At 51.7% G+C, this 7,949-nt stretch carries 6 protein-coding genes; 5 read left to right on the top strand and 1 reads right to left on the bottom strand.

What is annotated here, in order from left to right:
- The first annotated feature begins 669 nt into the window (after positions 1–669).
- The 5 genes from kdpA to C7B82_RS16485 all read left to right on the top strand — a co-directional run bounded on the left by kdpA (position 670) and on the right by C7B82_RS16485 (position 7,052).
- Positions 670–2,409, top strand: coding sequence for a potassium-transporting ATPase subunit KdpA (kdpA, locus tag C7B82_RS16505; protein WP_106257387.1), 1,740 nt, complete (start codon positions 670–672; stop codon positions 2,407–2,409).
- Positions 2,410–2,474: 65 nt separating this feature from the next.
- Positions 2,475–4,580 (top strand): potassium-transporting ATPase subunit KdpB, encoded by a 2,106-nt coding sequence (gene kdpB, locus C7B82_RS16500; protein ID WP_106257386.1) that lies wholly within the window; start codon positions 2,475–2,477, stop codon positions 4,578–4,580.
- Between the two features lie 72 nt (positions 4,581–4,652).
- Positions 4,653–4,934 (top strand): potassium-transporting ATPase subunit F, encoded by a 282-nt coding sequence (locus tag C7B82_RS16495; protein ID WP_106257385.1) that lies wholly within the window; start codon positions 4,653–4,655, stop codon positions 4,932–4,934.
- On the top strand, positions 4,934–5,599 hold the full coding sequence (gene kdpC, locus C7B82_RS16490; protein WP_106257384.1) for a K(+)-transporting ATPase subunit C: 666 nt from the start codon (positions 4,934–4,936) through the stop codon (positions 5,597–5,599). The genes C7B82_RS16495 and kdpC overlap by 1 nt, the downstream gene beginning before the upstream one ends.
- A 178-nt stretch (positions 5,600–5,777) precedes the next feature.
- Positions 5,778–7,052 carry a serine/threonine-protein kinase gene (locus tag C7B82_RS16485; protein WP_219904501.1) on the top strand — a complete coding sequence of 425 codons (1,275 nt, stop codon included), beginning with the start codon at positions 5,778–5,780 and terminating at the stop codon, positions 7,050–7,052.
- 39 nt (positions 7,053–7,091) lie between these two features.
- Here C7B82_RS16485 and C7B82_RS16480 read toward each other — a convergent pair whose 3' ends face one another.
- Positions 7,092–7,826 carry a TIGR04283 family arsenosugar biosynthesis glycosyltransferase gene (locus tag C7B82_RS16480; RefSeq protein ID WP_106257382.1) on the bottom strand — a complete coding sequence of 245 codons (735 nt, stop codon included), beginning with the start codon at positions 7,824–7,826 and terminating at the stop codon, positions 7,092–7,094.
- Between the last annotated feature and the right edge of the window lie 123 nt (positions 7,827–7,949).

Here is a 7,949-nt window from a genome sequence, read left to right as displayed (position 1 = left end):
GAGGAAAGATACACGCCTGTTTTTCGAGCCATAGCGACGAAGCTAGCGAGTCCATCGCTTCTAAACCTGCAAGCAAACCCTTTTGTCACAAGACGGCAGGCTCATCGCCAGACGTGACCCCACGCAAAGAAACCGATCGTCGGGGTATGTCGATCGCATTGTCTTGCTGAAACGCGCTCAAGCAATACTGATTGATGACTCTCAAATCTCCACCATAAGAGTGATGCAGAAATTGGTTTCTGTTCCAACTTTATGGAGTTGTTTAGATGACGCATATATCTCTAGCTATAGACTGTCTCTAAACAGGTTAATCGCTCTATTCGTGAAGACATAAGGCAAGCAATATATGAGTAGAGTGGCACAAAATATACTTGTATTTTCTCACCAAATCTCTGATGATTAATAGGTCAATTATCTACAAGTAGTCGATGCTTTGAACAGAGCGATCGCTGATCACTGTCTCATCATATCCGAAGCGATCGCAAAGGATTCTGGCAGTATTCGAGATGTTTCTGAAAACGTCTTGAAGCGATTTTGCTATTGCCTATGCACTAGCTGCTAGTGGTATTCAATGACCTGGTCTAAGATGATTTTGCCCATTTTTCGGCAAATTTAACGTCCTTGAGACCAAAAACTCACATTCAACTTTAATTGGAGTTCAATGAACCCATGCTTCAAGGGTGGATTCAAATTGCTGTAACGCTACTCATTGTAGTAGCGATTACTCCCCTACTTGGGGGCTATATGGCTCGCGTTTATCTAGGACAGCGAACCGTTTTAGACCCACTTTTAACGCCTGTTGAGCAGATCATTCTAAAGCTCATTGGCGTACAGCACCGCGAAGATATGACGGGTTGGCACTATGCGCGAGCAGTGCTGTACAGCAACCTTGTCATGTCGCTCTTGCTGGCTTTCATTCTCTTTAATCAGGCATGGTTACCGTTTAACCCAACGGGACTCAGTGCGCCAACTTGGGACACAGCTTTACATACGGTGATTTCGTTTATGACGAACACCAACCAGCAGCATTATTCAGGCGAAACAACCTATGGCTATTTCGCTCAGTTTGCGGGGTTGGGCTATATGTTTTCCGTCTCAGCCGCTACTGGATTGGCAGTAGGGATTGCCTTTATCCGCGGCTTAACGGGCAGACCATTGGGCAATTTTTATGTGGATCTAACGCTATCTATTACTCGCATTTTGTTACCGATCGGCATTGTTGGCACGGTTCTTTTCATTGCTGGTGGTGTGCCCGAAACGCTAGCAGGGCCAGTAGTGATCCCCACGCTCGAAAATCCCGCTATCAGCCAAGCGATCGCACGCGGTCCTGTCGCTCACTTCGAGATTCTGAAACAGGTTGGAGAGAACGGTGGTGGGTTCTTTGCCATCAACTCAGCGCATCCGTTTGAAAATCCTAGCCCGTTTACCAATCTGCTGCAAATTGTGGGCATGGTGATGATTCCAGCCTCGTTTATCTATGCCTATGGGGTGTTTGCCAACAACCGCAGACAAGCCTGGTTAGTCTACGGCATGGTGCTGGCAATCTCGGTTGCCTTCATCATCGTGACGGCGATCGGTGAATATAACGGCAACCCGGCCGTCAATGCACTCCTTGGTGGTCAAGCGCCCAACCTGGAAGGGAAAGAAGTCCGGTTTGGCTGGGCCCAGTCTGCGTTATTTGCAGCGATTACAACGGGCACCATGTGCGGTGCGGTTAACAGCTTGCACGATTCGTTCATGCCCAACGGCGGATTTGTCACCCTGGCGAATATGTTTCTGCAAATCATTTGGGGAGGGCAGGGCACAGGCACTGCCTATCTGTTTGCTTACCTGCTGTTGGCAGTCTTTGTCACTGGCTTGATGGTGGGACGAACACCCGAATTTTTGGGACGCAAGATTGAGAAGCGCGAGGTGGTGTTGGCAAGCTTTTTGATCTTACTGGTGCATCCCATCGCCATTCTGATTCCAGGCGCGATCGCGATGGCATTACCCAGTGCCCCGGATGGTGCCACGGCGCAGGGCTTTTACAACGGCATTGCGAATCCTAGCTTTCACGGCTTAACGCAGGTGCTGTACGAATATGCCTCGGCCGCCGCCAATAACGGCTCTGGCTTTGAAGGTCTGCTAGACAGCCAACCGGCACCGTCAGCGCTGTGGTGGAATTTGAGCGCTAGCTTTAGCCTACTGGTAGGCCGCTACGTGCCGATCATCGCGTTGTTGCTGCTGGCGGATAGTATGTCGCGCAAGCAACCCGTACCCATGACAACCGGTACTCTCCGCACGGACACATGGCTGTTTACTGGCGTGACAGCAGGCGTGATTTTGATTATGGGCGCGCTCTCGTTCTTTCCAGTGCTGGCGTTGGGGCCGATCGCCGAAGCTTTTCAGATTGCCAAAGGCATTGGGTAACTGAATGAGTTTTGAGTTTTGAGTTGGCTTTGACGCCTCACCTTCTCCCTTTACTTCCAACATTTATGCAAACCCAACAAGATTCAGACGCTTCACCTCGCTCTACCCGTACTCCGGGAGGGACGCGAGACTCTCGCAGGCATACACCTAAAGTCAATATGTCTGGTTTGTATCAACGGGCAGTACGCGAGTCGTTTATTAAGCTCGATCCTCGTGTTCAAGTGCGAAACCCGGTCATGTTCGTGGTTTGGGTCGGCACGATTGTGACGCTACTTGTGACGATCGATCCCAATCTGTTTGGTACCGTACAGGCAGATCCAGGGCAACAGCGCCTTCTCAACGGTTCGATTACAGCGATTCTCTTTTTCACCATTGTCTTTGCCAATTTTGCCGAAGCGGTGGCGGAAGGGCGCGGTAAAGCGCAGGCAGACTCGCTGCGATCGACGCGATCGGATACCGTGGCACGAAAGCTGATGAGCGATGGCTCCCTTCAAGAAGTCAGCTCTACAGCGCTGCGACGTGGCGATCGCGTCAAGGTCATCGCTGGTGACATGATTCCGGCAGATGGCGAAGTGATGGAAGGCATTGCCTCTGTCGATGAAGCGGCGATCACGGGCGAATCGGCTCCCGTGTTAAAGCAACCCAATAGTGACATTGCGAGTTCGGTCACGGGTGGTACGCGCATTCTTTCGGATACGTTGATCATTAGCGTGACCTCTGATCCGGGACAGGGCTTCATTGATCGTATGATTGCTCTGGTCGAAGGTGCTGAGCGCACCAAAACGCCTAACGAAATCGCTCTAACAGTGTTGTTGGCAGTGCTGACGCTGGTGTTTTTGATTGTGGTTTCGACGATTCCATCGTTGGCGAACTATGTGCAGTCACCCACGACGATCGCCATTTTGATTTCGCTGCTGGTGGCCCTAATTCCCACCACGATCGGCGGGTTGCTGAGTGCGATCGGGATTGCGGGGATGGATCGGGTCGCGCAGTTTAACGTCATCGCCACGTCTGGTCGCGCGGTCGAAGCCTGTGGCGACATCAACACATTGGTACTGGATAAAACGGGCACAATCACGCTGGGCAATCGCTTAGCAGATGAGTTCATTCCGATCAACGGTCACACACTTGAAGAAATGGCGCAGATTGCGTTAGCTGCCAGCGTTTTTGATGAAACGCCCGAAGGTCGATCGATCATCACCCTTGCCGAAAAGTGTCAGGCGGTGGCGGACTTTAATCCGAAAGATGCATCGGGTGTGGAATTTTCCGCTCGTACTCGCATGAGCGGCACCGACCTTCCCAATGGACGTGAAGTGCGCAAAGGTGCAGTGGATGCGATCAAAGGCTTCGTGCGTTCACGTAGTGGCTCGGTTCCGGCTGATTTGGATGCGGCGTATGAGCGAGTGTCGCGGTTGGGTGGCACTCCGCTTGCCGTCTGTCAGGACAGTGAAATCTACGGTGTGATCTATCTCAAAGATATTGTTAAAGCAGGCTTGCGTGAACGGTTTGACCAACTCCGTCGCATGGGTGTCAAAACCATCATGCTCACGGGTGACAACCAGATTACCGCTTCCGTCATCGCTGAAGAAGCCGGTGTCGATGACTTCATTGCCGAAGCCACTCCTGAAGACAAGATTGATGTCATCCGCCGAGAGCAATCGGAAGGCAAACTGGTCGCCATGACCGGAGACGGCACCAACGATGCCCCCGCACTGGCACAGGCAAACGTAGGTGTGGCCATGAACTCCGGGACTCAAGCCGCCAAAGAAGCCGCCAATATGGTGGATTTGGATTCTGACCCCACTAAGTTGATTGATCTGGTGACGATCGGCAAGCAGCTTCTCATCACTCGCGGTGCGCTGACGACGTTTTCGATCGCCAATGACATTGCCAAATACTTTGCCATCATCCCCACGATTTTTGCCGCAGCAGGCATTGGGGCGCTCAATGTGATGGGTTTGAAAAGCCCCCAATCTGCCATTATTTCAGCGCTCATTTACAACGCGCTGATTATTCCAGCCCTGATTCCGCTGGCACTTAAAGGCGTGCAGTTTCGCCCCCTTACGGCTGACCAACTTCTACGTCGCAACATTCTGCTTTACGGGGTTGGTGGCGTCATTGCCCCTTTCATCGCCATCAAAATTATCGACGTACTGATTCCCTTTTCTTAACATCCATTTCTGTTACAGCAGTTTGCTGCCTTCTGCCTCTTGCCTTCTGCCTCTCTTTATCTTCTACTGACTATGAAACGACTCCACGATCGACCGCCTCTCCTTTCCACTCAAATCCTTGCGCCAGCCGCAGAAACCATGACCGAAATCTGGACTGAATGGCGCAGACAGAAACTACCGCTCTATCTCTTTCTCGGTCTCTGCTTCAACCTAGTGCTGGCACCTGCCGTCTTTGCGGCTACAGGTGGCGATCTGTCTCGCACCCAGGCGTACTGGCTGGCAGCCCTTGGTTTAGTGATTGTTGCCCTTGGTATTTATCTCTTTTTCGTTATGTTCGTACCGGAGAAATTCTAATGAGTTTTGCACGTGAAGCGAATCGAGCCGTTCGATCGACCCTGGTGCTTTGGGTGATTACCGCGATTGCGTATCCCCTGATCATGATTGCCTTTGGGCAAGTTGTCTTTCCCTTTCAGGCAAACGGCAGCCTGCTGAAGAACGCTAAAGGGGATGTGGTTGGCTCTGCTTTGATTGGGCAACCGTTTACATCAGACAAATACTTTAACAGTCGCCCCAGCACCACCAGCTACAGTACGGCTGACCCTGGCAAAGACAAAGACGGCAAGCCATTAGATACCGCTGGTGTGCTCAGTACAGGAGTCTCAGGTGCCAGCAATTTGGCTCCCAGCAATCCTGCTCTCCTGGATCGCATCAAAGGCAAGAGCGACCCTGACCCCAGCAAAGCGATCGAAGGCGACCTTCCCCGACTCCAAAAAGCGGGTGTTAAGCCAACAGCGGATCTAGTGTATACCTCTGGCTCGAGTCTTGATCCTCACATTACGCCAGACGGTGCTGCCGCCCAAATTGCACGGGTTGCCAAAACACGGGGACTGCAACCAAATCAGTTAGAAGACCTGATCAAGCAGAATACCGATGGTCGCTTCCTGGGCATCTTCGGCGAACCCGGTGTGAATGTGCTCAAGCTAAACCTGGCATTGGATGCGTTGAAACCTGCCAGCTAGTAAAAACAAGATGCCCAACCTCTTTAAAACGTTGGGCATCTGATTTGCAAATGGTTATCACTAACGTTTTTGTATGTGTGCCTATTTTTCGAGGTGTGTCCCCTCACCACATTTTCAAGACTGTGATGTTTTTGCCTCTGAACACGTTGATCCACCCCTCTTCAGTCAGTGCAAGGTGTTGTTATGCAATCGTTATCGCATCCTCAAACTGCTGGGTCAAGGCGGCTTTGGCAGAACCTTTCTTGTCCGTGATGAGCAGAGCGACATCGCCTCTTTTTGCGTCATCAAACAGCTTTTTCTACAAACCCATGACAGCGATCGCCCGCGTGCCTCTGAACGATTTCAGCAAGAGGTGCAGCGGCTAGCAGAATTAGGTGACCATCCTCAAATCCCTCAACTACTGGCTACCTTTGAGGAAGATGGCTATGCTTTTATCGTGCAAGAGTGGGTAAATGGCTGGACACTGCAACAGGAACTAACGGGTGCGGTGTCCTTCGATGAAGTGGAAATTTGGACGGTGTTGCGATCGCTGCTGCCTGTCTTGCAATACCTCCACGAACATCAAGTCATTCACCGCGATCTTAAGCCTGCCAATCTTATGCGTCGCTCCCCCTTAGCAGTACCAGCCCCTCTACGCAAGGAAGGCAAGGATTTGGTGCTGGTTGATTTTGGTGCTGCCAAGCATCTCAGCATCCTGAGTGCAGTCAATACAGGCACGCTTGTTGGCAGCGCTGAATACGCGGCACCGGAGCAACTTCGCGGTCAAGCGGTCTTTGCCAGCGACCTTTATAGTTTGGGTGTAACGTGCGTGCACTTACTCACGCAGATGCCACCCTTTGACCTGTACGACAGCAGTGAGAATGCCTGGAAGTGGCAGACCTATTTACCCATGCCCATTAGCTCCAAGTTGGAAAGGATTCTCTGCAAGCTGCTGCAACCCAGTTTGAGACAGCGGTATCAGACAGCAGCCGATGTTTTAGAGGACATAAATTTGCCTGACATGAATGTAGTCGCTACGCGATCGCACCAGCCAGCCCACTTATTCCTAACAAAGCCGTCTTCTGGAGATCAACGTCTTTTCACTCAGGCTTCTCCAACGGCTTCAACAGCAGCAATGCAGGCAGCACTTTTAACGCGATCGAGCGCATCGGTGACTGTCTTTGAACCTCAAACGCAAACCTGGCATCACCTTACACCCACGATCGAGGCCCCTGGTACACCGCATCCAGGTAGGCGTCAAGGCGGAAAGACGTCTCTAGCTGCTGTGAGAGCCTTTGCAAAGCGAATGCCATCAGTGAAAGGTGATAGCCCGATCGATTTGATCTTTAGCGGTTTGCTGATTGTCATCTTGACCAGCGTTGGCTCAATGACTCTGATCTGCTGCTTCTTTGAAATGGAACGGCAAGCGCCTGTCTCACGGGTTGAGCGGCCGCTAGTGCCTAAAGTTTGGTGATGTTATAAAGCTGGGGTTGGGCACGTTGCAGCCTGGAGTTTAACGAATGTCTTCATAGAAACGCTTGAGAGTTGTGGCGGATGCGCCCATGCCCCAGAGAAAGCCGACGTAGAGGTAAATCGCGGTGGCTTTAAGCGTCCCCCATTTGGCGACCCGGCGATCGGATGACTGCACCACTCGATTCACCTGACGAATGCGTCCATACGGCAACAACTTAAGGCATAAATCAGCTTCTTCCATAATGGGCAACGCGGGGTCAAAGCCACCACATGCCCAAAAGTCACCACGACGACAAAACATCACCTGATCGCCAAACAGCAGCCGTAACCCTTTGAAGAAAAAGCGATAAGGGCGAAACAGCAACGGCGCATAGTAGGTCTTCAAGTAGTTATGCAAGGACACACCCCAGCGGGTTGTCTCTGTTCCAGTCATGAGAGAGATAAAGCCACCGCAGGCGATCGCAGGATTTGCCAGAGTCTTGGTCATGACCGCGATCGCATCATCGGGCACTAGCGTATCCGCATGGAGAAAGCAAAGAATCTCACCCGTAGCAACTTCGGCACCCCGATTCATCTGGATCGATCGTCCCGCCTGTTCAGACGTGATGACGGTTCCAGCGGTCGAGGTTGCGATCGTCACCGTTTCATCGTGACTGCCACCATCCACCACTAAAATTTCCCACGCAGGCGGGTCAAGCACACTCAAGCCGCGCAGCGTCCGTTCCAACGCCGCCGCCTCATTTAGGGTGGGAATGATGATGGAAACGCGAGGCATTTAAGCAATCCTCTCAAGTTGACAGACCAGACCTCCGACTTCTTCGACTCGACTTTAGCCATTTGGGCGGAGCAATAGGCTCCACAAAATGTGAAGAAAATGGAGTCAAGCCAGCACCGAACA

The sequence above is a fragment of the Stenomitos frigidus ULC18 genome, assembly GCF_003003795.1.
GTDB lineage: Bacteria > Cyanobacteriota > Cyanobacteriia > Leptolyngbyales > Leptolyngbyaceae > Stenomitos > Stenomitos frigidus_A.
This window is presented reverse-complemented; position numbering and strand designations above follow the sequence as displayed.